Source organism: Streptomyces endophytica (assembly GCF_026153355.1).
GTDB lineage: Bacteria > Actinomycetota > Actinomycetes > Streptomycetales > Streptomycetaceae > Streptomyces > Streptomyces endophytica.
Genome location: NZ_CP110636.1, coordinates 2,507,555 through 2,533,968, shown reverse-complemented (window position 1 = coordinate 2,533,968; position 26,414 = coordinate 2,507,555). Strand labels below are relative to the sequence as shown.

At 72.4% G+C, this 26,414-nt stretch carries 25 protein-coding genes and 2 pseudogenes; 6 read left to right on the top strand and 21 right to left on the bottom strand.

All coding sequences use genetic code 11. The features are described from left to right. Positions 1 to 47 precede the first annotated feature (47 nt). A complete protein-coding gene (gene groES, locus OJ254_RS11510) occupies positions 48 to 356 on the bottom strand; it encodes a co-chaperone GroES (RefSeq protein ID WP_261957073.1) in 309 nt (102 codons plus the stop codon). Positions 357 to 883: 527 nt separating this feature from the next. Between groES and OJ254_RS11505 the strand changes: the two genes are divergently transcribed. Then, positions 884 to 2,239, top strand: coding sequence for an FtsW/RodA/SpoVE family cell cycle protein (locus OJ254_RS11505; RefSeq protein WP_265365123.1), 1,356 nt, complete (start codon positions 884 to 886; stop codon positions 2,237 to 2,239). A gap of 521 nt (positions 2,240 to 2,760) precedes the next feature. Further along, positions 2,761 to 3,957, top strand: a complete 1,197-nt coding sequence (locus tag OJ254_RS11500; protein ID WP_265362245.1) for a class I SAM-dependent methyltransferase — start codon at positions 2,761 to 2,763, stop codon at positions 3,955 to 3,957. 7 nt (positions 3,958 to 3,964) lie between these two features. On the opposite strand, the gene OJ254_RS11495 is transcribed toward OJ254_RS11500, so the two are convergent. The 4 genes from OJ254_RS11495 to tsaB form a co-directional block, all read right to left on the bottom strand. After that, complete coding sequence (locus OJ254_RS11495) at positions 3,965 to 4,330, bottom strand: hypothetical protein (protein WP_261957071.1); 366 nt, start codon at positions 4,328 to 4,330, stop codon at positions 3,965 to 3,967. A 178-nt stretch (positions 4,331 to 4,508) separates the two neighbouring features. Continuing rightward, positions 4,509 to 5,645, bottom strand: coding sequence for a tRNA (adenosine(37)-N6)-threonylcarbamoyltransferase complex transferase subunit TsaD (gene tsaD / locus OJ254_RS11490; protein ID WP_265362244.1), 1,137 nt, complete (start codon positions 5,643 to 5,645; stop codon positions 4,509 to 4,511). A 5-nt stretch (positions 5,646 to 5,650) separates the two neighbouring features. Beyond that, positions 5,651 to 6,124, bottom strand: a complete 474-nt coding sequence (gene rimI, locus OJ254_RS11485; protein WP_265365122.1) for a ribosomal protein S18-alanine N-acetyltransferase — start codon at positions 6,122 to 6,124, stop codon at positions 5,651 to 5,653. A gap of 80 nt (positions 6,125 to 6,204) precedes the next feature. Continuing rightward, entirely contained in the window at positions 6,205 to 6,864 is a 660-nt protein-coding gene (tsaB, locus tag OJ254_RS11480; RefSeq protein WP_265362243.1) for a tRNA (adenosine(37)-N6)-threonylcarbamoyltransferase complex dimerization subunit type 1 TsaB, read from the bottom strand. Positions 6,865 to 6,952: 88 nt separating this feature from the next. Here tsaB and OJ254_RS11475 point away from each other — a divergent pair, with 88 nt between their 5' ends. After that, positions 6,953 to 7,519 (top strand): hypothetical protein, encoded by a 567-nt coding sequence (locus tag OJ254_RS11475; protein WP_265362242.1) that lies wholly within the window; start codon positions 6,953 to 6,955, stop codon positions 7,517 to 7,519. Positions 7,520 to 7,564: 45 nt separating this feature from the next. Here OJ254_RS11475 and OJ254_RS11470 read toward each other — a convergent pair whose 3' ends face one another. From OJ254_RS11470 to OJ254_RS11430, 9 genes are all read right to left on the bottom strand, one after another. Beyond that, entirely contained in the window at positions 7,565 to 7,786 is a 222-nt protein-coding gene (locus OJ254_RS11470) for a hypothetical protein (protein WP_265362241.1), read from the bottom strand. 243 nt (positions 7,787 to 8,029) lie between these two features. After that, entirely contained in the window at positions 8,030 to 8,563 is a 534-nt protein-coding gene (gene tsaE / locus OJ254_RS11465) for a tRNA (adenosine(37)-N6)-threonylcarbamoyltransferase complex ATPase subunit type 1 TsaE (RefSeq protein WP_261957066.1), read from the bottom strand. Between the two features lie 54 nt (positions 8,564 to 8,617). Further along, the gene (locus tag OJ254_RS11460; RefSeq protein ID WP_265362240.1) at positions 8,618 to 9,955 is read right to left on the bottom strand and encodes an alpha/beta fold hydrolase; all 1,338 of its coding nucleotides are present in this window, start codon (positions 9,953 to 9,955) and stop codon (positions 8,618 to 8,620) included. Next, positions 9,952 to 11,337: an alanine racemase gene (alr, locus tag OJ254_RS11455; protein WP_265362239.1), complete on the bottom strand. Its 1,386-nt coding sequence runs from the start codon at positions 11,335 to 11,337 to the stop codon at positions 9,952 to 9,954. The genes OJ254_RS11460 and alr overlap by 4 nt, the downstream gene beginning before the upstream one ends. Positions 11,338 to 11,396: 59 nt before the next feature. Beyond that, the gene (locus OJ254_RS11450; protein WP_265362238.1) at positions 11,397 to 12,227 is read right to left on the bottom strand and encodes a L,D-transpeptidase family protein; all 831 of its coding nucleotides are present in this window, start codon (positions 12,225 to 12,227) and stop codon (positions 11,397 to 11,399) included. A 118-nt stretch (positions 12,228 to 12,345) separates the two neighbouring features. Beyond that, a complete protein-coding gene (locus OJ254_RS11445; RefSeq protein WP_265362237.1) occupies positions 12,346 to 13,770 on the bottom strand; it encodes an NAD(P)H-hydrate dehydratase in 1,425 nt (474 codons plus the stop codon). A gap of 10 nt (positions 13,771 to 13,780) precedes the next feature. Continuing rightward, the gene (locus OJ254_RS11440; protein ID WP_261957062.1) at positions 13,781 to 14,149 is read right to left on the bottom strand and encodes a holo-ACP synthase; all 369 of its coding nucleotides are present in this window, start codon (positions 14,147 to 14,149) and stop codon (positions 13,781 to 13,783) included. Continuing rightward, positions 14,146 to 15,993 carry a glutamine--fructose-6-phosphate transaminase (isomerizing) gene (glmS, locus tag OJ254_RS11435; protein ID WP_265362236.1) on the bottom strand — a complete coding sequence of 616 codons (1,848 nt, stop codon included), beginning with the start codon at positions 15,991 to 15,993 and terminating at the stop codon, positions 14,146 to 14,148. The genes OJ254_RS11440 and glmS overlap by 4 nt, the downstream gene beginning before the upstream one ends. Before the next feature lie 25 nt (positions 15,994 to 16,018). After that, positions 16,019 to 16,288: a hypothetical protein gene (locus OJ254_RS11430; RefSeq protein ID WP_265362235.1), complete on the bottom strand. Its 270-nt coding sequence runs from the start codon at positions 16,286 to 16,288 to the stop codon at positions 16,019 to 16,021. A 167-nt stretch (positions 16,289 to 16,455) separates the two neighbouring features. Here OJ254_RS11430 and coaA point away from each other — a divergent pair, with 167 nt between their 5' ends. Then, complete coding sequence (coaA, locus tag OJ254_RS11425; RefSeq protein WP_261957059.1) at positions 16,456 to 17,445, top strand: type I pantothenate kinase; 990 nt, start codon at positions 16,456 to 16,458, stop codon at positions 17,443 to 17,445. A 15-nt stretch (positions 17,446 to 17,460) separates the two neighbouring features. After that, positions 17,461 to 18,408: a DUF389 domain-containing protein gene (locus OJ254_RS11420; RefSeq protein ID WP_265362234.1), complete on the top strand. Its 948-nt coding sequence runs from the start codon at positions 17,461 to 17,463 to the stop codon at positions 18,406 to 18,408. Between the two features lie 31 nt (positions 18,409 to 18,439). Here the strand turns inward: OJ254_RS11420 and glmM are convergent, their stop codons facing one another. The 4 genes and pseudogenes from glmM to OJ254_RS11400 all read right to left on the bottom strand — a co-directional run bounded on the left by glmM (position 18,440) and on the right by OJ254_RS11400 (position 22,871). Then, entirely contained in the window at positions 18,440 to 19,798 is a 1,359-nt protein-coding gene (gene glmM / locus OJ254_RS11415; protein WP_265362233.1) for a phosphoglucosamine mutase, read from the bottom strand. A gap of 160 nt (positions 19,799 to 19,958) precedes the next feature. Next, complete coding sequence (rpsI, locus tag OJ254_RS11410; protein ID WP_265362232.1) at positions 19,959 to 20,462, bottom strand: 30S ribosomal protein S9; 504 nt, start codon at positions 20,460 to 20,462, stop codon at positions 19,959 to 19,961. A gap of 44 nt (positions 20,463 to 20,506) precedes the next feature. Then, a complete protein-coding gene (rplM, locus tag OJ254_RS11405; RefSeq protein ID WP_265362231.1) occupies positions 20,507 to 20,950 on the bottom strand; it encodes a 50S ribosomal protein L13 in 444 nt (147 codons plus the stop codon). 294 nt (positions 20,951 to 21,244) lie between these two features. Next, positions 21,245 to 22,871 (bottom strand): annotated as a pseudogene (locus OJ254_RS11400) (ABC-F family ATP-binding cassette domain-containing protein). Positions 22,872 to 22,927: 56 nt separating this feature from the next. On the opposite strand from OJ254_RS11400, the gene OJ254_RS11395 reads away from it, so the two are divergent. After that, the gene (locus OJ254_RS11395) at positions 22,928 to 23,800 is read left to right on the top strand and encodes a hypothetical protein (protein ID WP_265362230.1); all 873 of its coding nucleotides are present in this window, start codon (positions 22,928 to 22,930) and stop codon (positions 23,798 to 23,800) included. Between the two features lie 24 nt (positions 23,801 to 23,824). Here the strand turns inward: OJ254_RS11395 and truA are convergent. The 3 genes and pseudogenes from truA to OJ254_RS11380 form a co-directional block, all read right to left on the bottom strand. Continuing rightward, positions 23,825 to 24,680: pseudogene (gene truA / locus OJ254_RS11390) on the bottom strand (tRNA pseudouridine(38-40) synthase TruA). 88 nt (positions 24,681 to 24,768) lie between these two features. After that, positions 24,769 to 25,251: a 50S ribosomal protein L17 gene (gene rplQ / locus OJ254_RS11385; RefSeq protein WP_265362229.1), complete on the bottom strand. Its 483-nt coding sequence runs from the start codon at positions 25,249 to 25,251 to the stop codon at positions 24,769 to 24,771. 128 nt (positions 25,252 to 25,379) lie between these two features. After that, the gene (locus OJ254_RS11380) at positions 25,380 to 26,402 is read right to left on the bottom strand and encodes a DNA-directed RNA polymerase subunit alpha (RefSeq protein WP_003956430.1); all 1,023 of its coding nucleotides are present in this window, start codon (positions 26,400 to 26,402) and stop codon (positions 25,380 to 25,382) included. Between the last annotated feature and the right edge of the window lie 12 nt (positions 26,403 to 26,414).

The following is a 26,414-nucleotide window of genomic DNA, read 5'->3' as shown; positions in this document are numbered from 1 at the left end:
TTTAGACGCGGGAACCAGGGGCGCAGAACACGGCAAATCTGGGTGACTTACTTCTCGACGATCGCGAGAACGTCGCGAGCCGAGAGAACGAGGTAGTCCTCGTTGTTGTACTTCACCTCGGTGCCGCCGTACTTGCTGTAAAGCACGACGTCGCCAACGGTGACGTCGAGCTCGACGCGCTTGCCGTCCTCGAAGCGGCCCGGGCCCACGGCCAGGACGACGCCCTCCTGGGGCTTCTCCTTGGCGGTGTCCGGAATGACCAGGCCCGAAGCCGTGGTCTGCTCGGCGTCGAGCGGCTGGACCACAATGCGGTCCTCGAGCGGCTTGATGGCAACCTTGGAGCTGGCGGTCGTCACGATCCGACCTCCCCCTTCGGAGATCTCACGGGGTTAACTGTCTGAGGTGGCGACCAGGTGGATCCGTCGTCGCGGGTGCCGGACCTGCCCGTCGCTGTGTGTCTGGCACTCCCCCTCGGAGAGTGCCAACGCCGAGACTATGACGCGGTTAGCACTCGGTCAAGCGGAGTGCCAGCGCGCCGGGGGTGCATCGTGCGGCGCGGGTTGACCACCAGCCCCGCACCAGGAGGACGGGCGGCGTGGATCCCTGCCAAATCGGACACACCTTCCCTTCCCTCGCAACCACGCCACCGGCTGCTTCGTCTACCTCCCCGACTGCCGAGCCGGTGAACCGTGCGCGACGCGGGCGACGTATGCGACATGTACGACGCGCGCGATGCGTACGACGACCGAGCGCACAGCGGGTGCGACGTGTGCGACCCGGTTCCGGCCGGCGGCACTGACCATCGATGGCGGAGGAACCCGTGCGTGGACTGACCAGCGCTTCCCGGGCGGCCGGGGAGCCGGAGAGCGACGCCGAACGCACCATGACGTTCGCGGCGCTCGCCCAGGCACCGAACCGCCGGAGGACCGAGGCCCGGCTGCTCGCCTTCGTCGTCGCGATCGCCGTCTTCGGCTACGCGTACACCGGCCTGTCGATGACCGGCCGGCTGCCCGGCGGACTGCCCGGCTTCTCGGTCAGCATGGTCTTCGTGGCGCTGGTCCCGCACCTGGTTCTGCGCCGCTTCGCCCCGCGCGCCGATCCGCTGATCCTGCCGCTGGCCACGCTGCTGACCGGGATCGGCCTGGTCCTGCTGCACCGCCTGGACCTCACGTACGCCCAGACCCGCCATCCGAAGATCGCCGAGGCGGCCAGCGGGCAGCTGGTGTGGACGGTGATCGGGGTGGCGGTCTGCATCGTCATCCTGCTGGTGCTGCGCGACCACCGCATCCTGCAGCGCTACATCTACCTGATGATGGCGGTGGCGCTGGTGCTCCTGATGGCACCGGCCTTCTTCGGCGCGGACATGTACGGCGCGAAGCGGTGGATCCTGCTCGGGCCGCTGTCGCTCCAGCCCGGCGAGTTCGTGAAGATCATGATCTCGGTGTTCTTCGCCGGCTACCTCACGGTCAACCGCGACGCGCTGGCGCTGGCCGGCCGCCGCGTCATGGGCGTCCAGCTGCCCCCGGGGCGGCAGCTCGGCCCGATCTTCACGATCTGGGTGATCAGCCTGCTGGTCCTCATCTTCGAACGGGACCTGGGCACCTCGCTGATCTTCTTCGGCGTCTTCGTGATCATGCTCTACATGGCCACCGGCCGCACCAGTTGGGTGGTGTGCGGTCTGCTGATGGCCGTCGTCGGCGCGGCCGTCGTCGGCTCCCTGGAACCGCATGTGCACGGCCGGGTCACCGCCTGGCTGGACCCGATGCGCGCGTTCACCAAACAGGGCAGGGCGGAGCTCATGTCCGACCAGCTCGCCCAGGCACTGTTCAGCTTCGGCAGCGGCGGCATCAGCGGCACCGGGCTGGGCCAGGGCCACCCCGAACTGATCGGCTTCGCCGGCAACAGCGACTTCATCCTCACCACCGTCGGCGAGGAACTGGGCCTCGCCGGCGTGATGGCCGTCCTGATGCTCTACGTCCTGCTCGCCCAGCGCGGCCTGCGGGTGGGGCTGACCGCCCGCGACCCGTTCAGCAAACTCCTCGCGGTCGGCCTCGCCGGCGCGCTGCTGCTCCAGGTCTTCGTCGTCTCCGGCGGCGTCACCGGCCTCATCCCCCTCACGGGCAAGGCCCTCCCCTTCCTCGCCAAGGGAGGCTCGTCGCTGGTCGCCAACTGGGTGATGGTGGCGGTCCTCCTGCGCATCAGCGACCACGCACAACGGCGGCGCGAGCCGGTTCGCTAGCGCTTGGCTGACATCCCACGTACCTGGCCGTCCCGCCGCGGGGCTCGCTCGCCGTTGCGCTTTGCGGCGCCCCGCACGTACCTCGCCGTCCCGCCGCGGGGCGTGTTCGCCGTTGCGCCTGGCGGCGGGCGTTGTGTGTCGGGTGCGGTGCCGGCCCTCCAGACTTCGTCCTCCGGTCCAGCCCCTCCCGTGGTGGGGAGTTTCTCAGCTGGTCGGGGGCGGGCCTGATCTGTTGCCTGCGGGCACGTGGGCATTACGTGCACCCCCACCGTCCTTCACTTTCCCCTCACGGGAGGGGACGGGCCGGAGGGGCCGGTTGTGTGGACGTAAAGCGTCAGCAGTCCACACAACCGGCCCCGGAGGCCCGTCACCGCACCCACCACAACCCAGCCCGCCGCAGGCGCAACGGCAAACAACAACCGCGGCGGGACAGACGGGTACGTGCGGGGCGCCGCAAAGCGCGCAACGGCGAGCAAGACCCGCGGCGGGACGGCCAAGTACGTGGGAGCGACAATGACTCCGTGAATGATCTCGACACCTTCGTCGCCCTCCTCGGCCCGGAGGGCCAAGCGCTGCTTCGGGAGTTGCGGGACCACGACCCCGCCGACGAGCTGGCGGCAGCCACCCGGCTGCGGCGGGACCACGCCGCACCGCTCGTATCCGCCGCGCTCACCCAGGCGCGGCTCCGGCAGCGGGCGGCCGCGAAGTTCGGGGCCGACGCGCAGCGGATGTACTTCACGCCGAACGGGGTCGAGCAGTCCACCCGCGCCTCGGTCGCCGCGCACCGCGCGGCACGGCTGGCCGGGCTCGGCGTGCGGACGCTGGCGGATCTGTGCTGCGGGATCGGCGGTGACGCGCTGGCCCTGGGGCGGGCCGGGATCCGGGTGCTGGCCGTCGACCGGGACCCGCTGGCCTGCGCGGCGGCGCGGGCGAACGCCGAGGCGCTGGGGCTCGCGGAGCTGATCGAGGTGCGCTGCGCGGACGTGACGGAGGTGGACACCGCCGGGTACGACGCGGTGTTCGTGGACCCGGCGCGCCGCACCAAGGCGCGCGGGGGCCGGATCTTCGATCCGGAGGCGTACTCACCGCCGTTGTCGTGGGCCGTCGAGGCGGCCCGTACCGCCCCGTTCGCGGCGCTGAAGATCGCGCCGGGGGTGCCGCACGAGGCGCTGCCCGAGGACGCCGAGACGGAGTGGATCTCCTACGGGGGCGAGGTGAAGGAGGCGGTGGTGTGGTTCGGCGGGGGCGACGGGCCGGTGGCCGGCGGGCGCCGGGCCACGCTGCTGCCCGGTGGGGACTCGCTGCTCGGCGCCGGTCTGCCGGATCCGGAGCCCGGTCCGGTGGGCCCCTACCTGTACGAGCCGGACGGCGCGGTCATCCGCGCCCACCTCGTCGCGGAGGTCGCCCAGCAGGTCGGCGGGCGGCTGATCGACCCGACGATCGCGTACGTCACTGCCGACGCACTGCGCCCGACCCCCTTCGCCACCGCCTACGCGATCACCGATGTGCTGCCGTTCCACGTCAAGCGGCTCAAGGCGCTGCTGCGGGAGCGCGGGGTCGGCGTCGCGGTGATCAAGAAGCGCGGGTCCGCGGTGGAGCCGGAGGAGCTGCGCAAGAAGCTGAAGCTGGCCGGCGGCGGCAATTCCTGCACGATCTTCCTCACCCGGGTCGCGGGGGCGCCGACGATGCTGCTGGGGCACCCGGCGGACGAGGTCTGACCGGCGGTCAGGCGAGGTCGGTGAGGTCCTCGGCGTAGATCTGGGAGAGCGGCTGCGGGCCGACGTACTGCTGGCAGGTGCACTGGCCGGCCTCGTACTGGACGGGCTTGTGGTCGGCGTCCCAGGCGACCGGGATCTCCACTCGCTCATGACATTTGCCCTTTTTGTCATGCTTGGCGAGGTGGTGGGTGCAGCCGCACACCGGCTCCGGCGGCTTCTGGGCGGCCTCCAGCGCCTGCCGTTCGTGACGGGCGGACTCCAGCCGCTCCATCTTGCGCTCGTGGCGGGTGCGCAGTGCCGTACGGGCGGTGTCCGCGACCTTCGCGAAGCCGCCCGCCATGAAGAAGATGAACACCCACCAGAACCAGTCCACAGCCTGCCGCCTCCCCACACGCCCGGTGCTGCACCAGGGTAAGACCTCGCGGCAGCCGCGGAGTCCGGGGAGGCGGCGGTTGTCACCGATCCTCAGATGTCGCCGGTCCGGAGGCCGACATTCCGGACCGGCGCCCCTTACGGGGAGGCCCCTTACGAGGAGGGGTGGCGGGCGGGGATCACTGGTAGAGGTTCTGCTTGCTCAGCTCGTGGACGTGGTCGTGACTGTGACCGTGACCGTGGTGGCCGTCGTCCTCGGCCAGTTCCGCCGGGACGTGCGGTTCGGTGACCGGGAGCGAGGAGTCCGCGGACAGGTCCCAGGCGGAGGCCGCGCGGCCGCGCGCCACCATCTCGGCGCCGAGGGCCGCGACCATCGCGCCGTTGTCGGTGCACAGCTTGGGCCGCGGCACCCGCAGCGTGATCCCGGCGTCCTCGCAGCGGCGCTGGGCCATCGCCCGCAGCCGGGAGTTGGCCGCGACGCCGCCGCCGATCATCAGGTGGTCGACGCCGTTGTCCTTGCAGGCGCGTACGGCCTTGCGGGTCAGCACGTCCACCACGGCCTCCTGGAAGGACGCCGAGACGTCCGCCACCGGCACCTCCTCGCCGGCCGCCCGCTTGGCCTCGATCCAGCGGGCCACCGCCGTCTTCAGACCGGAGAAGGAGAAGTCGTAGGCGGGGTCGCGGGGACCGGTCAGGCCGCGCGGGAAGCGGATCGCGTCCGGGTCGCCCTCGCGCGCGTAGCGGTCGATGACCGGGCCGCCGGGGAAGCCGAGGTTCAGCACCCGGGCGATCTTGTCGAAGGCCTCGCCGGCCGCGTCGTCGATGGTCGAGCCCAGCGGGCGCACGTCGGAGGTGATGTCCGGGGCCAGCAGCAGCGAGGAGTGGCCGCCGGAGACCAGCAGGGCCATCGTCGGCTCCGGCAGCGGGCCGTGTTCGAGCTGGTCGACGCAGATGTGCGAGGCGAGGTGGTTGACGCCGTAGAGCGGCTTGCCGAGCGCGTAGGCGTACGCCTTGGCGGCCGAGACGCCGACCAGGAGGGCGCCGGCCAGGCCCGGGCCCGCGGTGACCGCGATGCCGTCCAGGTCGCTCGCCGCGACGCCGGCGTCCTTCAGGGCGCGCTGGATGGTGGGGACCATCGCCTCCAGATGGGCGCGGGAGGCCACCTCCGGCACCACGCCGCCGAAACGGGCGTGTTCGTCGACGCTGGAGGCGACCGCGTCGGCGAGGAGGGTGTGGCCGCGGACGATGCCGACACCGGTCTCGTCGCAGGAGGTCTCGATACCGAGGACGAGCGGTCCGCCGCGTGAGTCAGCCATGGTTGTCAGGTTCCTTGTACGGAGGGTGCTTCGGAGGAGGTCTGGGTGGTGCGGCGCATCACCAGGGCGTCGACGTTGCCGGGCTGGTAGTAGCCGCGCCGGAAGCCGATCGGCTCGAAGCCGAAGCGTTCGTAGAGGCGCTGCGCGCGGAGGTTGTCGACCCGCACCTCCAGCAGCACCTCGTGGCATTCGAAGTCCGTTGCGGCGCCGAGGAGTTCGGTCAGCAGTCGGGCGCCGAGTCCGGTGCCCCACTGGTCGCGGGCGGCGGCGATGGTCTGGACGTCGCCGGTGCCGTCGACGGCGGCCAGTCCGGCGTAGCCGACCAGCCGGCCGGCGAGTTCGGCGACCAGGTAGCGGCGGGTGGCGCGCGGGCCGCGGGCGTGCGCCAGCTCGGACCAGAACATGCCGTGCGACCAGGCGTCCTCGGGGAACAGCCGGTGCTCCAGCTCCAGCACCGGGGCTATGTCCCACCAGCGCATCTCGCGCAGCTCGGCGGAATGGGGGGTGCCGCCGCGCAGCGGTGCCGTCGAGGGGCGGTGGTCGGGCGACGGGCGGGACGTCACTTGGGGGTGACCACCTTGTAGTTGGCGGGCACCTGGGCGTCCGGGCGGCGCAGGTACAACGGCTGCGGCGGCAGCAGCTCCTCGCCCGCGGCCAGCTTGGCGGCGGCCAGTTCGGCGAGCGCGCCGGCGGACTGGTGCTCCGGGGCGTCCCGCCGCACGCCGGTGAAGACGGAGTCGTAGAGCAGCGCGCCCGCGCCCACGGCCGGGACGCCGGCCACCTGCTCGGCGATGTCGGCGGGACGGTCCACGGCGGGCTCGGTCAGCCGCGTACGGGAGTCCGCGAAGCGGGCCCAGTAGACCTCTTTGCGGCGGGCGTCGGTGGCGACCACGAACGGCTCGGTCAGGCCGGAGGCGTGGGCCAGACCGTCGAGCGTGCACAGGCCGTGGACGGGGACGTCGAGCGCCGCGCCGAACGTGGCGGCGGTCACCAGACCGACCCGCAGTCCGGTGTACGGGCCCGGGCCCACGCCGGCCACGATGGCGCTGACCTCGTCGAGCTTGCGTCCGGCCTCGGCCAGCACCCGGTCGACGGCGGGCAGCAGCAGCTCGCCGTGCCGGCGCGCGTCCACCTGGCGGGACTCGGCGAGGACCCGCTCGCCGTCGTGGAGCGCGACGGTGACGGCGGGGGTGGCGGTGTCAAGAGCTAGCAGCAGCACGTCTCAAGACTACGGCGCGGCCGGTGGTGCCCGTCGCGGTGCTACCGTCGGCCCGTGGTCAAGGCCCGTACGGAAAGGTGGCACAGCGGTGCCCGCTAAGAGCAGCACGATCGTCACCGCGCTGACCACGGCCGCCGTGGTCGTGGTCGGGGTGCTCGGCTACCAGGCCGCGGCCTCCGCCCCGGACTCCCTCGCCCCGGCCCGCAAGGGTCATCACGGCACCGCCAAGGGCCATGAGGACGGCTCCGGCAAGAAGCACCGCGCGCCCGCTCCGGCGCCGGTCCCGGCGGCGTCCGGCAGCGGCAAGCGGGTGGTGTACTCGCTCGCCGCCAAGCGGGTCTGGCTGGTCGGCGCGAACGGCAAGGCGCTGCGGACGTTCCAGGTCACGCCCAGCACGGTGAGCCCGCCGCCCGGCGCGTACGCGGTGACCTCGCGGTCGGTGAGCATCACCGGCTCGGACGGGGTCGCGATCGAGCACGTGGTGCTGTTCGGCGGCGTCGGTGGCGTCCCGATCGGCTTCAGCGCGGCCGTCGACGGCTCGCGGCCCGACCCCGCCGCCAAGAAGAAGACCGGCGGCATCCGGGAGTCCCGCGCCGACGGCAAGGCGATGTGGGATTTCGCACTCCAGGGCACCAAGGTCGTGGTGGTGTCCTAGGGGGCGCGCCCTGGCCCGGCACGGAGAGTTCTTAGCCCGTACGGACTACGCCGCGGTGCGGCCCGGAGTGGACGCCGGTGTGTCCCCGCCGTCCGCCGGCGACTCCTCCGCGGCGGCCGCTGGCCGGTCCTTGCGGGGTTCCGGGCGGTCCTTGCGGGATTCCTCGGGGGCGTCGGGGGGCGTGGAAACGGCGCTGGCCGCGGCGCACGCCGCCAGCAGTTCGTTCATCGTCGGCGTCTCGCGCGCGTCGTGCTGGTGGGCCGGCATGGACGCCTCCCGGGGCTCCTGGGGCAAGCGACAGAAGCTAGGCCGCCTCCGAGCTCGGCGAGCTCGTTACTTAGGCTGACCTAACTGGGGTCACATCCCATGTGACCACGCGCGGCACCGGGTACGCAACATCTTGCCGACGGCTTGTCGGAAACTACGGGACCCGCGGCCGGATATCCGCCCGCCTACGGGGCACACCGGCCCGACCGGGTCGGCCGGTTCGTCGGCCGAGTCGTGTCCCGGTCAGATCCCCAGGTCGGCCAGGCCGGCGTCCGCCCAGCGCGCGCCGAACCCGCTGACCGTCACCTCACGGACGTCGTCCACGTCGTCCTCCGGGTGCCCGTCCAGGCCCCCCGGAGCGTCGGCACCCACGGCCCGCCCGATGACGACGTGCAGCCGGTCCTCGGAGAGCTCCTCGACCTTGCCCTCGCCCCACTCGACGACCACCACCGACTCGGGCAGCGAGACGTCGAGGTCGAGGTCCTCCATCTCGTCCAGCCCGCCGCCGAGCCGGTAGGCGTCGACGTGCACCAGCGCGGGGCCGCCGGTCAGGGACGGGTGCACCCGGGCGATGACGAACGTGGGCGAGGTCACGGCACCGCGCACGCCCAGGCCCTCGCCCAGCCCGCGGGTCAGCGTGGTCTTGCCGGCGCCCAGCTCACCGGTGAGCAGCACCAGGTCGCCGGGGCGCAGCAGCGGAGCCAGTCTGCGGCCCAACTCCTGCATCTGGTCGGGGGACTTGACAGTGACATGCGCAACAGGGGCGGTGGTGCTCATGCCGCAAATGGTACGGCCTGCCCCTCATCCGACCACCACCCCCGAGCGATGCCCTCACGCCCGTGCGTGCCCCGAGCTGCGGGCCGCCGCGGCCGCGCGTTCCACCAGGGCCACCAGATGCTCATTGACCAGCTCGGGCCGCTCCAGCATCACCAGATGGCCGGCGCCGGGCACGCACACCAGCTCCGCGTCCGGCAGCACCTCCGCGATCGTCCGGCTGTGGTCGGCGGGGGTGATCAGATCGTTCTCACCGGCGAGCACCAGCGCGGGCACCGCGTCGTACGCCACCAGCGCCTCGGTCTTGTCGTGCACCGCGAACGCCGGGAAGAACTCGGCGACCACATCGATCGGGGTGCCCTCGATCAGCCGCTCGCCGAACCGCGCGATGCCCGGATCCACGTCCTCCGGCGTGCCGAACGAGTACCGCTTGACCAGGCCGGCGAACAGATCCGCGGTCGCCCGCCGGCCGCGTTCGACCAGATCGGGCTGCCAGCCCAGCGCCTTGAGCACGTTCGGCGCGAGCCAGTGGAACGCCTTCATGCCCATCGACGGCAGCCCGTAGGTGACCTCGCTGAGCCGGCCCGCGGACGTGCCGATCAGGGCGACGCCGATCACCCGCTCCGCGACGTACTCGGGGAACTGGTCGGCCAGCGCCATCACCGTCATCCCGCCCATGGAGTGGCCGACCAGCACGATCGGCCCCTCGGGCACCGCGGCGTCCAGCACCGCCTTCAGGTCCCGGCCGAGCAGGTCGATGGTGACGTTCTCGGTGCCGTCGATCTGGCCGTGGCCGCGGGCCGAGCGGCCGTGGCTGCGCTGGTCCCAGTGGACGGTGCGCACGGTGCCGCGCAGCGCGGCCCGCTGGAAGTGCCAGGAGTCCTGGTGCAGGCAGTAACCGTGGCTGAAGACGACCGTCGGGGCGGCCGCCGGGCGGCGGCCCAGCGCCGCCGTCAGCCGCTTGCGCAGCCCGCCCTGCGCCTCCTGGGCGGCACGGGCCTGCTTGCCGCGGACCGGCCTCGCCGACGGGTCGTTGCGGCCGTGTTTGCCGCCGCGGCGGTCGCCCTTCTCCAGGCGGGCGGGCTCCGCGCCCACCTCGTCGATCTCGAAGTACAGCTCCGTGCCGTCCTCGGAGATCGCCGCGCCGGGCGTGCCGCGCAGCGTGCCGTACGGGCCGGCCGCGTCCAGGGCGAGCCGGGCCCGGCGGCGCATCCCGCGGCCGACCGTCAGCCGCTCTATGGCCACGCCGGCCGCCGCCCCGGCCGCGACCACGCCGATCGCGGCACCGGCGATGCCGGCGTGGCGGCCCGCCTTGGCCCAGTTGTTCGCGGCCTCGGCCGCCACCTCGGCGGCCGTCTCGACCGCCTGCGCGGCGGCTTCAGTGCCGTCGGTCATGCCGTACCCCCCGTGAGCGCGGTGTCTCCCTCGGCCGTTCCGGCTGTCGCGGTGCCGGTTGCGTGGGGCGTCGCGCTGGTCGTTGCGGTGGTCGTTGCGTTGATCGTGGCGGTGCTGGTTGCGCTGTTCGCTGCGGTGTCCGGTGCGCTGTTCGCTGCGATGTCCGTTCCGGCTTCCGTTCCGGTCGCTTCGTGTGCCTCGTGTTCCTCTTCTGTCCCGTCTGCCCCGGCTACCCCGCTGTCCATGCCGCTGTCCACATAGACGCGCGGAACGCGGGTTCCGATCCGGGTGACGATTTCGTACCCGATGGTTCCGGCCGCCCGGGCCCAGTCCTCCGCGATCGGCTCGCCGCGGTCGCCGGGGCCGAACAGCACCGCGAGATCGCCCTCCTCGGCGCTGTCGCCGCCCAGGTCGACGACGAACTGGTCCATCGCGATCCGCCCGGCGACCGTCCGCCACTTCCCGGCGATCAGCACCGGGCCGGTGCCGGAGGCGTGCCGCGGGATGCCGTCGGCGTAACCGAGCGGGACCAGCGCGAGCGTCGTCTCACCGGGGGTGGTGTACCGGTGCCCGTACGACACGCCGTGGCCGCCCGGCACCCGCTTCACCGAGGCGAGCGCGGCCTCCAGGGTCATCGCGGCCCGCAGCCCGAAGTCCTGGGGGGTGCCGAGTTCGGCGCTGGGCGAGACGCCGTAGATGCCGATACCCGCACGGACCAGGTCGAAATGGGATTCGGGGAGGGTGAGCGCCGCCGCGGTGTTGGCGATGTGCCGCACCTCGGGGCGCAGCCCGGCCGACTCCGCCGTCCGCAGCGCCTGGTGGAAGACGTCGAGCTGGGCGGCGATGGAGGGGTGGCCGGGCTCGTCGGCACAGGCGAAGTGCGACCAGACGCCGGTGACCCGCAGCGCGCCCGCGGCCTCGGCGGCACGGGCCGCGGCGGTCAGCTCCGGCCAGTCGGCGGGCTGGCAGCCGTTGCGGCCGAGCCCGGTGTCGACCTTGAGCTGGACGCGGGCGGTACGGCCGGCGGCCTGCGCCGCCGCCGTCACCTCGCGCAGCGCCCAGAGGCCGCTCACCGAGACATCGATGTCCTGCTCCACCGCTCGCCGCCAGGGCCCGCCCGGCGTCCACAGCCAGCACATCAGCCGCCCGGTGTCGCCGGCCGCGCGCAGGGCCAACGCCTCCTCGGGGAGCGCGGTGCCCAGCCAGCTCGCGCCGGCCGCCCGGGCCGCCCGGGCACACGGCACCGCGCCGTGTCCGTAGCCGTCGGACTTGACCACGGCCATCAGCTCTGCCCCGGGGGCGCGGTCCCGCAGGACACGGACGTTCGCCCGCACGGCGGCGAGGTCGACCACGGCACGGGCGCGCTTCGCTGTCTCGTTCATCCCCCTCAGTGTCGCAGGCGATCCCGCGGCGCCCCGGGGGACCGGCACGAAAACCGTGCTCACCCGCTGGGTTTCCGCCCCCAGACGTACACGAGGTCGTGCTTCTTGAGCAGGTACCAGAGGTTGCGCGCGTCCGACCAGGTCAGATTGATGCACCCGTGCGAGCCGAGGCCCTCGTAGATGTCGTCGTCGACGCCGTGGAACGCCTCCCCGCGGTCGAAGAACTGCGCGAACGGCATCGGCGTGTGGTACAGGTTCGAAATGTGGTACCTGCGCCGCAGATAGATCCGGTACGTCCCGGTCCGGGTCTCCATCGTCGGCTGGCCGGAACGGATCGGCACCGGATCGAAGATCACCCGTCCGGCCTGCTGCACCCACATCACCTGTCGGTCCAGGTCGACGCACGCGGTCCGCTCCTGGCGGACCGGGCAGTGACCGGCCCGGTTGGGGTCCTTCCTGGCCCGCAGCAGCCGCACCACGGCGCCGGTGACCGGCCCCGCGTAACCGGTCGCCGGGGCGATCCGGTGCCTCTGCTGGAACCGCCGGATCGCCCGGCAGTCCCCCGCGCTCTGCCGCCCGTCCGCCCTCCGCCGCAGATAGCGCTCGGCCTGCCGCTGGAACGGCCCGGCGGAGCGGATGCAGCGCCCGGCCCGGGAGCCCGCCTCGGACCGGGGGACGTACTCGATGTGCAGCTGCCGGCCACCGGGCGCCGGGCGCCGGGCGCTGCGCGGGATTCCGGGGACGAGGTCGAGGGCCGCGTTGCGGGCGGCGGGCGCGTACCCGGCGGAGGCCGCGGGCCGGGCGGCTGACGGGGCGACGGCCACCGCGGGCGGTCCGGCGAGCGGGAACAGCGAGGCGCCGGCCAGCAGCGCCACAAGCGTGCGTTTCATGCCCTCACGCATGCCGTGGCCGGACCGCCCTGCCGCCCGACCGAGCACGAGGTTCGCCCTGCTGCCCGCGGCATTCCCCCGCGGGGCGTAACCACGGCCCCGGCCGCACCAGAAGCTGTTACCCCGTCACATCCCGCCAAGCCGCTCCCAGATGGTCCGCCACCTCCGTGGCGAGGATGGGCGCGCCCTCGGGGCCGGCGGCCCGGCGGGCCGCCAGGCCGTGGAGGTACGCGCCGACGGATGCCGCGTCGCGGGCGGGCAGGCCGGCGGCGAGCAGCGAGCCGGTGACGCCCGACAGGACGTCACCGCTGCCGGCCGTGGCCAGCCAGCCGGTGCCCGTGGGGTTCACCCGCACCGGGCCGCGCTCCTGCGCGACCAGCGTCGTCGAGCCCTTCAGCAGCACCGTCGCGGCATAGCGCGCCGCCAGCTCCCGTACGGACGCGAGCCGTTCCGCCTCGACCTCGTCGCGGGCCCGGCCCAGCAGCGCCGCCGCCTCCCCGGCGTGCGGCGTCAGCAGGGTCTCGGCGGTGCGCGCCCGGACCCGTTCCGGCGTCAGGAAGCGCAGCCCGTCGGCGTCCACCAGGACCGGTACGTCGGAGGCCAGCACGTCCTCCAGGGCGCCCGATTCGTCGCCGAGGCCGGGACCGATCACCCAGGACTGCACCCGGCCGGCCTTGTGCGGCGGCCCGGCGTGCACCAGCGTCTCGGGGAAGGCGGCCAGCACCGCGTCCGCGGCCGGCCCGACGTACCGGACCGCCCCCGCGCCGCCGCGCAGCGCACCGGCCACCGCCAGCACCGCCGCCCCCGGATAGCGCGCCGAACCGGCGACCACGCCGACCACGCCCCGCCGGTACTTGTCGCTCTCCGCCGCCGGGCACGGCAGCAGTTCCGCCACGTCCACGTGCTGCAGCGCCTCGCACTCGGCCTCTCCGGGCAGCGTCAGGCCGATGTCCACCAGGCGCAGCGCGCCCGCCCGCTCCCGGGCCGGGTCGATCAGCAGGCCCGGCTTGTACGCCCCGAACGTCACCGTCACATCGGCCCGGACCGCCTCGCCGCTTACCTCGCCGCTGTCCGCGTCCACCCCGCTGGGCAGGTCGACCGCCACGACGGGCGCCGACTCCCAGGCCGCGCGGGCGAGTTCGGCGGCCTCCGGCCGCAGTCCGCCGCGGCCGCCGATGCCCACGATCCCGTCCACGACCAGATCGCACCGGGCGAGGTCCCGCAGCGCGTCGTCCGACACCCGGCCGCCGGCCGCCCGCAGCGCGCCGAGGCCGCCCTGGTGGGCCCGCTCCGGCGAGAGCAGGACGGCCACCACGCCGGCCCCGCGCCGGGCCAGCCGGGCCCCGGCGTACAGCGCGTCCCCGCCGTTGTCCCCGCTGCCCACCAGCAGCACGACCCGGCTGCCGTAGACCCGGCCCAGCAACTCCCGGCAGGCGGCGGCCAGTCCTGCCGCCGCCCGCTGCATCAGGGCCCCTTCCGGCAGACGGGCCATCAGGTCCCGTTCGGCGGCCCGCACGGTCGACACGCTGTAGGCAGTCCTCATGGCCCCAGTGTCACCCCTCGGCGATCACCACGGCCGAAGCGACCCCCGCGTCATGGCTCAGCGAGAGGTGCCACGACCGCACGCCCAGCCGGGCCGCGCACGCCTCGACCGTGCCGCGCACCCGCAGCCGCGGCTGGCCGCTGTCCTCGACGTACACCTCCGCGTCCGTCCAGTGCAGCCCGCCCGGCGCGCCCAGTGCCTTGGCCACCGCCTCCTTGGCGGCGAACCGGGCCGCGAGCGACGCCGTGCCCCGCCGCTCCCCGCTCGGCAGCAGCAGTTCCGACGCGACGAACAGCCGGCCGGCCAGCTCGGGCGTGCGGTCCAGCGCCGCGGCGAACCGGTCGATCTCGGCGACGTCGATCCCCACCCCGATGATCACTCCACCGTCACCGACTTGGCGAGGTTGCGCGGCTGGTCGACCTCGTTGCCGCGGGCGGTGGCGAGCTCGCAGGCGAAGACCTGCAGCGGGACGGTGGACACCAGCGGCTGCAGCAGCACCGGTGTGTGCGGGATGCGCACGAGGTGGTCGGCGTACGGCACCACGTCCTCGTCGCCCTCCTCGGCGATCACGATCGTGCGGGCGCCGCGGGCCCGGATCTCCTGGATGTTGGAGACGATCTTGTCGTGCAGCACGGACCGGCCGCGCGGCGACGGGACCACGACGACGACCGGCAGATCGTCCTCGATCAGCGCGATCGGGCCGTGCTTGAGCTCACCGGCCGCGAACCCCTCGGCGTGCATGTACGCCAGCTCCTTGAGCTTGAGCGCGCCCTCCAGTGCCACCGGGTAGCCCACGTGCCGGCCGAGGAACAGCACGGTGTTCTTGTCGGCGAGGCTGCGGGCCAGCTCCCGGACCGGCTCCATCGTGCCGAGCACCTGCTCGACCTGGGTGCCGATGGCGGCCAGTTCGCGCACCACCGCCCGGATCTCGTCGCCCCACTTCGTGCCCCGCACCTGCGCGACGTACAACGCGACCAGGTAGCAGGCGACCAGCTGGGTCAGGAACGCCTTCGTGGACGCCACCGCGACCTCGGGGCCGGCGTGCGTGTAGAGCACCGCGTCCGACTCGCGGGGGATCGTCGAGCCGTTGGTGTTGCAGATGGCCAGCACCTTCGCGCCCTGTTCACGGGCGTGCCGGAGGGCCATCAGGGTGTCCATGGTCTCGCCGGACTGGCTGATCGCGATCACCAGCGTGCGCCGGTCCAGGATCGGGTCGCGGTAGCGGAACTCGCTGGCCAGCTCGGTCTCGCAGGGGATGCGGGTCCAGTGCTCGATCGCGTACTTGGCGATCATGCCGGCGTGGTACGCCGTCCCGCACGCGACGATGACGACCTTGTCGACCTCGCGCAGCACCTCCGGCGGGATCCGCACCTCGTCCAGGGACAGCACCCCCGAGGCGTCGATCCGGCCCAGCAGGGTGTCCGCGACGGCCTTGGGCTGCTCGGCGATCTCCTTGAGCATGAAGTAGTCGTAGCCGCCCTTCTCGGCGGCCGAGGCGTCCCAGTCGACGTGGTACTCGCGGACGTCCGCCGGCGCACCGTCGAAGTCGGTGACCGTCACCCCGTCCCGGCGGGCCTCGACGACCTGGTCCTGGCCCAGCTCGATCGCCTCGCGGGTGTGCGCGATGAACGCCGCGACGTCCGAGGCGAGGAAGGCCTCGCCGTCGCCGACGCCCACCACCAGCGGGGAGTTGCGGCGCGCCCCGACGACCACGTCGGGCTCGTCGGCGTGCACCGCGACCAGCGTGAACGCGCCCTCCAGCCGCCGGCACACCTGCCGCATCGCCTCGGCCAGCTCACCGCACGAGGAGTAGGACTCGGCGAGCAGATGCGCCACGACCTCGGTGTCCGTCTCGGACGCCAAGGTGTGGCCGCGCTCGGCGAGTTCGGTGCGCAGCGCGGCGAAGTTCTCGATGATGCCGTTGTGCACCACCGAGACCCGCCCGGCGTTGTCCAGGTGCGGGTGGGCGTTCTCGTCGGTGGGCCCGCCGTGGGTGGCCCACCGGGTGTGCCCGATGGCGGTGGCGCCGGCCGGCAGCGGACGGTCCGCCAGCTCCTTCTCCAGGTTGGCGAGTTTGCCGGCCTTCTTGGCCGCGGCCAGCCCGCCGTCGGCCAGCACGGCGACGCCCGCCGAGTCGTAGCCGCGGTACTCCAGCCGCTTCAGCCCGGCCAGGACGACGTCCAGGGCGCTCTGCCCGCCCACATAACCCACGATTCCGCACATGGAGGCAGCCTACGACGCGGCCTGCTCAATACCCGCGCGCTATCCGGTGGTGCGCCTCCCGCACCGTCTCCAGGAACTCCTCGTCGGCCTCCGCGTCGGCGCCGGGCCCGCCGGCCGGCTCGTACCGCTCCAGGAAGTCGGCGAGGTCCTCGCCCAGATCCTCGTCCGGCAACTCCTCGGCGAGTTCGGCGTGCACCCGGGCGACGAAGAGGTCCGTCGCCGTGCCGTCCGTTCCGTTCTTCCTGCGCCGGTACCGCAGTCCCGGCAGTGCTGGCTTGCGCGTGCGCACAGCCACCCCCCTGTGTCTTCTTCGCGGCCCGGATCGCGGGCCGCCCCCGTGCCGACCGTACCGGGCCACATGCGTCCGGTACAGGCCTGCAGGTGGCGAAGGCCACACCCCGGGCCGGGTGGCGTAGGACACCCCGGCATGAACGGCGTGTGACGGCTGCGCACAATGGGCGCGTGGCCCTGACGACCGATCCGCCCGCGCGCCGCCGCGCCGACAGCTCCCCCTACGTCGATCTGACGCGCGCCCAGTGGAGCGCCCTCAGGGAGAAGACCCCGCTGCCCCTGACCGCCGAAGAGGTGGAACGGCTGCGCGGCCTGGGCGACGTCATCGACCTGGACGAGGTCCGCGACGTCTACCTCCCGCTGTCCCGGCTGCTGAACCTCTACGTCGGCGCGACCAGCAACCTGCGCGGCGCGCTGAACACCTTCCTGGGCGACGCCGGCGACGGCCACGGCTCCCAGCCCGGCACCCCGTTCGTCATAGGGGTCGCCGGCAGCGTCGCGGTCGGCAAGTCGACCACCGCGCGGCTGTTGCAGGCGCTGCTCGCCCGCTGGCCGGAGCATCCGCGGGTCGAACTGGTCACCACCGACGGGTTCCTGTTCCCCAACGCCGAGCTGCACCGGCGCGGCCTGATGTCCCGCAAGGGATTCCCGGAGTCCTACGACCGCCGCGCGCTGACCCGATTCGTCGCCGACGTGAAGTCCGGCAAGGCGGAGGTCACCGCACCGGTCTACTCGCACCTGATCTACGACATCGTGCCCGGCGAGCGGCTCACCGTGCACCGCCCGGACATCCTCATCGTCGAGGGCCTCAACGTCCTGCAGCCGGCGCTGCCCGGCAAGGACGGGCGCACCCGCCTCGGTCTGGCCGACTTCTTCGACTTCTCCGTGTACGTCGACGCCCGTACCGAGGACATCGAGCAGTGGTACCTCGGCCGGTTCCGCAAACTGCGCGAGACCGCCTTCCAGAACCCGTTCTCGTACTTCCGCAAGTACACCCAGGTCTCGGAGGCGGAGGCCCTCGACTACGCCCGCATGATGTGGCGCACCATCAACAAGCCCAACCTGCAGCAGAACGTGGCCCCCACCCGCGGCCGCGCCAGCCTGGTCCTGCGCAAGGGCCCGGACCACAAGGTGCAGCGGCTGTCGCTGCGCAAGCTGTAGGAAGGTGCGCGGACCGTGCTGCATCTGCGAATGATCGTCCCGGCGGACCGTACGGACGCGGCCCTGGAGCTGCTGGAGGCGACGGTCGGAACGGCCCATGTGGCGGTGCTGGCCGGGGCCGCCCGGGACCCGCGGGGCGATGTGGTGCTGTGCGACGTCGCCCGGGAGGCCGCCGACGGACTGCTGGCCGAACTGCGGGCGCTGGGCCTGCACAAGGACGGCTCGATCGCGATCGAGAACATCGACCTGTCGCTGTCCGTACGGGCCGAACGGGCCGAGGAGGAGGCGCCCGGCGAGGGTGCCGACGCGGTGCTGTGGGAGTCGCTGACCGATGCCACCCACGAGGAGTCCACGCTCTCCGCCACCTACCTGGCGTTCCTGACGGTCGCCACGATGATCGCGGCCTGCGGTGTGGTCCTCGACAACGCGATCCTGATCGTCGGCGCGATGGCGGTGGGCCCGGAGTTCGGCCCGCTGGCCGGTATCTGCACCGCGCTGGTGCAGCGGGCGCCGCGGCTGGCCTGGCGCTCGGTGACGGCGCTGGTCGTCGGCTTCGCCGCGGCCATGGTCCTGACGGTGGGCTTCAGCCTCTTCATGGACGCGATGGGCCTGTTCCACGCCGGGGCGCTGGCGGCGGAGCGGCCCAACACGAACTTCATCTACCGGCCGGACTGGTTCTCGTTCGTCGTCGCCGTGCTGGCCGGGATAGCCGGGGTGCTCTCCCTGACGTCCGCGAAATCGGGCGCCCTGGTAGGAGTGGCGATCTCCGTGACGACCGTCCCGGCCGCCGCCAACGCCGCGGTCGCACTCGCCTACGGGGCGTACGGCCAGGCCTGGCACTCCATGGAGCAGCTGCTGCTGAACCTGGCGGGCATCATCGTGGCCGGCACCCTGACCCTGGTCGCCCAGAAACTGCTGTGGGCCCGGCACGGCACGGGCCCCGCCCGCCGGCCGCGCCACTGACGGCGCGCCCGGCGGGCGGGGCCCAAAAGGCTTATCCCAGCGCGGACTTGACCGCGTCCGCGAGCCGGCCGGCCACCGCCCGCGCCTGCTCCTCGTCCGCGGCCTCCACCATCACCCGGACCAGCGGCTCGGTGCCGGACGGCCGCAGCAGCACCCGCCCGGTGGCGCCCAGCTCCCGCTCGGCCTCGGCGACCGCCTGGGTCAGCTCGGGCGAGGAGGCCACCCGCGACCTGTCCACGTCGGGAACGTTGACCAGGACCTGCGGCAGCCGCTCCATGACGCCCGCCAGCTCCCCGAGCGTACGGCCGGTCGCCGCGACCCGGGCCGCCAGCATCAGCCCGGTCAGCGTGCCGTCGCCGGTGGTGGCGTGGTCCAGCACGATGACGTGCCCGGACTGCTCGCCGCCCAGCGCGAAGCCGTGGGCCTTCATCTCCTCCAGGACGTACCGGTCGCCGACCGCGGTCTGCACGAGGTCGATGCCCTCGCGCTCCATGGCCAGCTTGAAGCCCAGGTTGGACATGACGGTGGCGACCACGGTGTTCTTCCGCAGCGCCCCGGCCTCCCGCATGCCGAGCGCCAGCACGGACAGGATCTGGTCCCCGTCGACCTCGTTGCCCTCGCGGTCCACGGCCAGGCAGCGGTCCGCGTCCCCGTCGTGGGCGACACCGAGATCGGCGCCGTGCTCGACGACGGCCGCGCGCAGCTGCGCGAGGTGGGTGGAGCCGCAGCCGTCGTTGATGTTCAGGCCGTCGGGGTCGGTGCCGAGGGTGACGACCTCGGCGCCGGCCCGGGCGAACGCCTCGGGCGAGACCCGCGCCGCCGCGCCGTGCGCACCGTCGATGACGACCTTCAGCCCGTCCAGCCGGTTCGGCAGGACGCCGACCAGGTGCGCAACGTAGTTGTCGAAGCCCGCGTCGTAGACGGTGACCCGGCCCACGCCGCCGCCGGTCGGCCGCTCCCACGGCTCACCGGAGCTGTGCGCGCGGTAGGTCTCCTCGATCCGGTCCTCCAGCTCGTCGGCGAGCTTGTGGCCGCCACGGGCGAAGAACTTGATGCCGTTGTCGGGCATCGGGTTGTGGCTGGCGGAGAGCATCACGCCCAGGTCCGCGCCCAGCGAGCCGGTCAGGTACGCCACCGCCGGGGTCGGCAGCACGCCCACCCGCAGCACGTCCACCCCGGCGCTGGCCAGCCCGGCCACCACCGCCGCCTCCAGGAACTCCCCCGACGCCCGCGGATCCCGCCCGACCACGGCCACCGGCCGGTGACCCTCGAATGTGCCCGCTTCCGCAAGCACATGCGCCGCAGCGACCGACAGACCGAGCGCCAGCTCCGCCGTCAGGTCCGCATTGGCGACGCCGCGCACACCGTCCGTGCCGAAGAGTCGTCCCACTGGTGTCCTCCGAGTTTCTGAGCTTGGACCAGAGCGTCACGTCCAGGTATACGCCCCTGGACGGGGATCTACGCCGCCCGGTCCCGGATAGCCGAACGCCCCGGCAGCACGGGAAGTGCCACCGGGGCGTACGCCACGAGCTGCATGATGCAGCGCGTGATTAGCGCTTGCTGTACTGCGGCGCCTTGCGGGCCTTCTTCAGACCGGCCTTCTTGCGCTCGACCGCACGGTCGTCACGCTTGAGGAACCCGGCCTTCTTCAGCGCGGGGCGGTTGTTCTCGATGTCCGCCTCGTTCAGCGCACGGGCCACGCCCAGGCGCAGCGCACCGGCCTGGCCGGAGATGCCGCCGCCGGAGATGCGGGCGATGACGTCGTAGCGGTTGTCGAGCTCGAGCACCTTGAAGGGCTCGTTGACTTCCTGCTGGTGCACCTTGTTCGGGAAGTAGCCCTCAAGGGTGCGGCCGTTGATCTTCCACTGGCCGGAGCCCGGAACGATCCGGACGCGGGCGATGGCGTTCTTGCGACGGCCCAGGCCGGCGGCCGGCTGCGGGTCGCCGAAGCGGGACGCGAGGGACTCGGAGGTGTACTCCGACTCCACGACCTCGGTCTCGGTGGTGTACTCCTCGACCTCGTCCAGCGGGGTCTCGGGGGTGGTCTCAGCCACGATGCTCCTTAAGAATTCTCTGTCGTCTTAGGGGGTGGCCGGACTTACTGCGCGACCTGGGTGATCTCGAACGGCACCGGCTGCTGCGCAGCGTGCGGGTGCTCGGCGCCCGCGTAGACCTTCAGCTTCGAGAGCATCTGACGGCCGAGGGTGTTCTTGGGGAGCATGCCCTTGATGGCCTTCTCGACGGCCTTCTCGGGGTTCTTGGCGAGCAGCTCGTCGTAACGGACGGAGCGCAGACCACCCGGGAAGCCGGAGTGACGGTAGGCCATCTTCTGGGTCTTCTTGTTGCCGGACAGGTGCACCTTGTCGGCGTTGATGATGATGACGAAGTCACCGGTGTCAACGTGCGGTGCATACACCGGCTTGTGCTTACCCCGCAGGAGGGACGCGGCCTGGCTGGCCAGACGGCCCAGGACAACGTCCTGCGCGTCAATGATGTGCCACTGGCGCTGGACATCGCCGGGCTTGGGGCTGAACGTACGCACGGTCGTAGCCTTCGCTTCTTCAGTGATGGGACCCCCGGGCCGTGAGGACTCGGGGGTGGGTCCTGTACTGGTCACCACGATCGATCACGCAGCAGGGCGGCACTACGGGTGACGCAACCCGTTCGTCCGCCGCTGGTGATCGGTCCGGTGGACCGGCGTAAGGGCCCCTCACGTGAGATAGAGCAAGCCAATACGCATAACGAACCAGCAGAATACCGGGCCGTCCCCAGCGCGGTCAAAACGCCCCCCGCACCGGCCCGCGGGCCCGCTCTCCCGCGGCCGGTGCGGCCCCTCCTACCGCTTCCGCTCGACCCTCCGCTCGTCCCACACCGGCTCCGCCGTCTCCCGCACCACTCCGTCCGACCCGAACACCAGGAACCGGTCGAAGGAACGCGCGAACCAGCGATCATGGGTGACCGCCAGAACCGTCCCCTCGTACGACTCCAGGCCCTCCTGCAGCGCCTCCGCCGATTCCAGGTCCAGGTTGTCGGTCGGCTCGTCCAGGAGCAGGGCCGTGGTGCCCGACAGCTCCAGGAGCAGGATCTGGAAGCGGGCCTGCTGGCCGCCGGAGAGGCGGTCGAAGGGCTGCTCGGCCTGCTTCTCCAGCTCGTAGCGACGCAGGGCGGACATCGCCTGGCCCTTGTCCCTGGCGTGCTCGGTCCAGAGGATGTCGAGCAGGGTGCGGCCCCGCAGCTCGGGGTGGGCGTGGGTCTGGGCGAAGTGGCCGGGGACGACCCGGGCGCCCAGCTTCCAGACGCCCGTGTGGGCCACCGGATCATCGGCATCTCCGGCCAGCAGGCGCAGGAAGTGCGACTTGCCGGAGCCGTTGGAGCCCAGCACCGCGACCCGCTCGCCGTAGAAGACCTCCAGCGAGAACGGCTTCATCAGACCGGTCAGCTCCAGATCCGCGCAGGTCACCGCCCGGACGCCGGTGCGGCCGCCGCGCAGCCGCATCGTGATGTCCTGCTCCCGCGGCGGCTCCGGCGGCGGGCCGGCCTCCTCGAACTTCCGCAGCCGGGTCTGCGCCGCCGCGTAGCGCGAGGCCATCTCATGGCTCACCGCGGCCGCCTGCCGCAGATTGACCACCAGCTTCTTCAGCTGGGCGTGCTTCTCGTCCCAGCGCCGCCGCAGCTCCTCGAAGCGCGCGAAACGCTCCCGGCGCGCCTCGTGGTACGTACCGAAGCCGCCGCCGTGCACCCACACGTCCGAGCCCGCCGGGCCCGGCTCGACGCTGACGATCTTCTCCGCGGAGCGGGCCAGCAGCTCCCGGTCGTGCGAGACGAACAGCACCGTCTTGCGGGTCTGCCGCAGCTGCTCCTCCAGCCAGCGCTTGCCCGGCACGTCCAGATAGTTGTCCGGCTCGTCCAGCAGCAGCACCTCGTCCGTGCCGCGCAGCAGCGACTCCAGCACCAGCCGCTTCTGCTCCCCCGCTCAGCGTGCGCACCTGGCGCCACTGCGCCTTCTCGTACGGGACGCCGAGCGCGGCCGTCGTGCACATGTCCCAGACCGTCTCGGCCTCGTAACCCCGCGCCTCGGCCCAGTCACTCAGTGCCTGCGCGTACGCCATCTGCGCGGCCTCGTCGTCCTCGGTCATGAGCGCCAGCTCCGCGGCGTCCACCGCCGCGGCCGCCTCCCGGATCCGCGGCTGGGCAACCGACACCAGCAGGTCCCGCACCGTCCGGTCGTCCCGCACCGAGCCGACGAACTGCGGCATCACGCCCAGTCCGCCGCTGACCGTCACCGATCCGCCGTGCGGCGCCAGCTCCCCCGCGAGCAGCCGCAGCAGCGTCGTCTTGCCCGCGCCGTTGGCCCCGACCAGCGCGACCGTCGCGCCCTCCGCCACCCGGAAGGACACGTCCCCCAGCAGGACCCTCCCGTCCGGCAGGTAGTACTCCAGGTGCCCTGCTTCCAGATGTCCCATGGTCCGGATTGTGACCGGCCTATAAGCGTTCCACCAACCCCATTAGGATGCGCGCCATGAGTTTTGGGCAAGGCGGGCCCTTCGACGGCCCCGGGGGATCTTTCTCGTCCACGCCGGACTGGGACGCGCTCGCCGAGGAGAGCGAGGCGCAGTCCCGCCGCAAACGGTGGATGTGGATCGGCGGCGGAGCACTGGCGACCGTCGCGGTGGCCGGCATCGTCGCCGCCGCGGTGATGGCCGGCGGCGACTCGCCCGGCGGCAAGGCGACCGCCGCGCCCACCTCCTCCGGCCAGGCCGCGGTCCCGGACGACAAGCCGTCCTTCCCGGACGTCTCCGTCCCGCCGCCGCCCAACCCGCAGGACTACATCTCCGACCCCAAGAAGGACACCGCGCCGCTCACCCCGGCCACGCTCTTCCCGCAGAAGACCATGGTCATCGGCGAGCACAGCTACCCGCGCACCAGCACCGCCTCGACCAAGGACTGCACCGCCGGCGCCCAGGGCGCGCTGGTCTCCTCGCTGTCCCACAACGGCTGCAAGCAGCTGCTGCGCGCCACCTACGCCAAGGGCGGGGTGGCGGTCACCATCGGCATCGCGGTCTTCGACTCGCCCGCCAAGGCGACCAAGGTCATGAACGAGAACCGGACCAACCTCATGCCGCTGCCCGGCGGAGGCGTCCCCTCGGACTTCTGCCAGGGCCACAAGTGCCGGATGGCCACCAACGCCACCGGCCGCTACGCCTACTTCACCATCGCCGGCTACCTCAACGGCAAGGACGTCACCGCCTCGGAGACCAAGGCCCGGCAGATCGCCCGGGACGGCGGCTCCTACGCGTTCACCCAGATCACCCAGCGCGGCAAGGACCAGGCCGCCAAGGCCGCCGAACGCCAGCTGAAGGAAGCCCAGAAGAAGGCCGGCCAGTCCTCCTGACCGGCCGGCTCCCCGGCGGGCGGCTCAGCAGCAGCCGCCCGCCGGCAGCGCCCGCTTGTTCCGGGCCTCCTTGTTGCGGGCCGCGAGCAGCTCGTCCGCCGGATACCCGACCTCTTCGAGCGTCAGCCCGTGCGGCCGGACCACGTGCACGGCCGAGTCGCGTATGCCGGCCGCGAGTACCTTCCCCGGCCAGTCCGCCGGCCGGTGCCCGTCCCCACGAACAGCAGCGCCCCGATCAGCGAGCGCACCATGTTGTGGCAGAAGGCGTCGGCCCGCACCGTGGCGGTGATGATCCCGTCGTCGCCCCGCACCAGGCTCAGGTCCTGCAGCGTACGGATGGTCGTCGCGCCCTCGCGCTTCTTGCAGTACGCCGCGAAGTCGTGCTCCCCGAGCAGCCGCCGGGCCGCCTCGTTCATGGCGTCCACGTCGAGCGGCCAGTCGTGCCACAGGACGTGCCCGCGCAGCAGCGGGTCGACGCCGCCGGGGTTGTCGGTGACGCGGTAGGCGTAGCGCCGCCAGACCGCCGAGAAGCGCGCGTTGAAGCCCTCGGGGGCCTCGGTGACGCGCCAGATCCGTACGTCCTTGGGAAGTCGCCCGGCGAGCCGCTTCAGCAGCTTCTCCCGGTGCTCCGCCCACAGCTCCCCGGGCAGGTCGACGTGCGCCACCTGGCCCGCGCGTGCACCCCGGCGTCCGTCCGGCCGGCCACCGTCAGCTCGTACGTCGTGTCCCCGGACCGCGTCACGGTGCGCAGGGCGTCCTCGATCTCGGCCTGCACGGTGCGCCGGCCGCCGGCCTGCTTGGCCCAGCCGTGGAAGGCGGACCCGTCGTAGGACAGGTCGAGGCGGATGCGGACGTGTCCGGGCCGTACTTCGTCACTCACGGGGAGATCCTCTCAGGGCAGATCCCTTGGGAAAGACGCGAAAGCGGGCCCGCCCTCTCGGACGGACCCGCTTCACGCGAGGTCAACCTCAGGCGTCCTTGGACTCCTCGGCGGGCGCCTCGGCCGGAGCCTCGGTCGCCGCGGCCTCATCGGCTTCCTTCACCGCGCGCTTGGTCGCGGCCTCGGCCTCGGCGACGGTCGCCTTCTTGGCGATCTCGCCCTCGACCAGCTCGATGACGGCCATCGGGGCGTTGTCGCCACGACGGTTGCCGATCTTGGTGATACGGGTGTAGCCACCCGGACGCTCCGCGAACCGCGGCGCGATCTCCGTGAAGAGCGTGTGCACGACGCTCTTGTCCGAGATCAGCTGCATGACCTGACGGCGGTTGTGAAGGTCGCCCTTCTTCGCCTTGGTCACCAGACGCTCCGCGTACGGACGCAGACGGCGGGCCTTGGCCTCGGTCGTCGTGATGCGGCCGTGCTCGAAGAGGTTGGTGGCCAGGTTGCGCAGCATGGCACGCTCGTGCGCAGCGCTGCCGCCCAGACGGGCACCCTTGGCGGGCTTCGGCATGGTGTATCTCCTTCATTGCTGCACCGGCCGTATCAGGTACCGGTGTCAGTTCCCACGAGGCGGCCGCCCCGTGGAAGATGCACACGGCAAGGGCCCGGGAAAGGCTCCCGGACCCCTGCCGGTCGAACTCAGTACTGCTCGGTCTCCACGAACCCGGCGTCCGCGTCGTCGTCGGCGCCGAAGGCGTCGGCAGCGGCGGTCGGGTCGAATCCGGGCGGGCTGTCCTTGAGGGCCAGGCCCATGCCGGCCAGCTTCGCCTTGACCTCGTCGATGGACTTCGCACCGAAGTTGCGGATGTCCAGCAGGTCCGCCTCGGAGCGGGCGACGAGCTCACCCACGGAGTGGATGCCCTCGCGCTTGAGGCAGTTGTAGGAGCGGACGGTGAGCTCCAGCTCCTCGATCGGCAGCGCCAGGTCGGCGGCCAGGGCGGCGTCCGTGGGGGACGGGCCCATGTCGATGCCCTCGGCGTCGATGTTCAGCTCGCGGGCGAGACCGAACAGCTCGACCAGGGTCTTACCGGCGGAGGCCATGGCGTCACGGGGACGCATCGCCTGCTTGGTCTCGACGTCGACGATCAGCTTGTCGAAGTCGGTGCGCTGCTCGACACGGGTCGCCTCGACCTTGTACGTGACCTTGAGCACCGGGCTGTAGATGGAGTCGACCGGGATGCGGCCGATCTCCTGGCCCACCTGCTTGTTCTGCACGGCGGAGACGTAGCCGCGACCGCGCTCGACGGTCAGCTCCATCTCCAGCTTGCCCTTGCCGTTGAGCGTGGCGAGGACCAGGTCGGGGTTGTGCACCTCGACACCGGCCGGCGGCGCGATGTCCGCGGCGGTCACGAGGCCCGGGCCCTGCTTGCGCAGGTACATCACGACCGGCTCGTCGTGCTCGGAGGAGACGACCAGCTGCTTGATGTTGAGGATGAGGTCGGTGACGTCCTCCTTGACGCCCGGCACGGTGGTGAACTCGTGCAGAACGCCGTCGATGCGGATGGACGTGACCGCCGCACCCGGGATCGAGGAGAGGAGCGTACGACGCAGGGAGTTGCCGAGGGTGTAGCCGAAGCCCGGCTCCAGCGGCTCGATCACGAACCGGGAGCGGTATTCGTCGACGACCTCTTCGGTCAGGGAGGGACGCTGAGCGATCAGCATGTTTTTGGTCCT

Coding starts and splice junctions, on each gene's coding strand:
- rplQ (WP_265362229.1), bottom strand. CDS start 25,251: ATGCCGAAGCCCGCCAAGGGTGCCCGTCTGGGCGGCAGCGCTGCGCAC.
- OJ254_RS11460 (WP_265362240.1), bottom strand. CDS start 9,955: ATGACCGACGGCACTGAAGCCGCCGCGCAGGCGGTCGAGACGGCCGCC.
- OJ254_RS11445 (WP_265362237.1), bottom strand. CDS start 13,770: ATGAGGACTGCCTACAGCGTGTCGACCGTGCGGGCCGCCGAACGGGAC.
- rimI (WP_265365122.1), bottom strand. CDS start 6,124: ATGCGCTGGTGGGACATAGCCCCGGTGCTGGAGCTGGAGCACCGGCTG.
- OJ254_RS11450 (WP_265362238.1), bottom strand. CDS start 12,227: ATGAAACGCACGCTTGTGGCGCTGCTGGCCGGCGCCTCGCTGTTCCCG.
- OJ254_RS11395 (WP_265362230.1), top strand. CDS start 22,928: ATGAGTTTTGGGCAAGGCGGGCCCTTCGACGGCCCCGGGGGATCTTTC.
- OJ254_RS11470 (WP_265362241.1), bottom strand. CDS start 7,786: ATGCCGGCCCACCAGCACGACGCGCGCGAGACGCCGACGATGAACGAA.
- OJ254_RS11380 (WP_003956430.1), bottom strand. CDS start 26,402: ATGCTGATCGCTCAGCGTCCCTCCCTGACCGAAGAGGTCGTCGACGAA.
- OJ254_RS11505 (WP_265365123.1), top strand. CDS start 884: ATGACGTTCGCGGCGCTCGCCCAGGCACCGAACCGCCGGAGGACCGAG.
- tsaD (WP_265362244.1), bottom strand. CDS start 5,645: ATGGCTGACTCACGCGGCGGACCGCTCGTCCTCGGTATCGAGACCTCC.
- glmS (WP_265362236.1), bottom strand. CDS start 15,993: ATGTGCGGAATCGTGGGTTATGTGGGCGGGCAGAGCGCCCTGGACGTC.
- tsaE (WP_261957066.1), bottom strand. CDS start 8,563: ATGAGCACCACCGCCCCTGTTGCGCATGTCACTGTCAAGTCCCCCGAC.
- alr (WP_265362239.1), bottom strand. CDS start 11,337: ATGAACGAGACAGCGAAGCGCGCCCGTGCCGTGGTCGACCTCGCCGCC.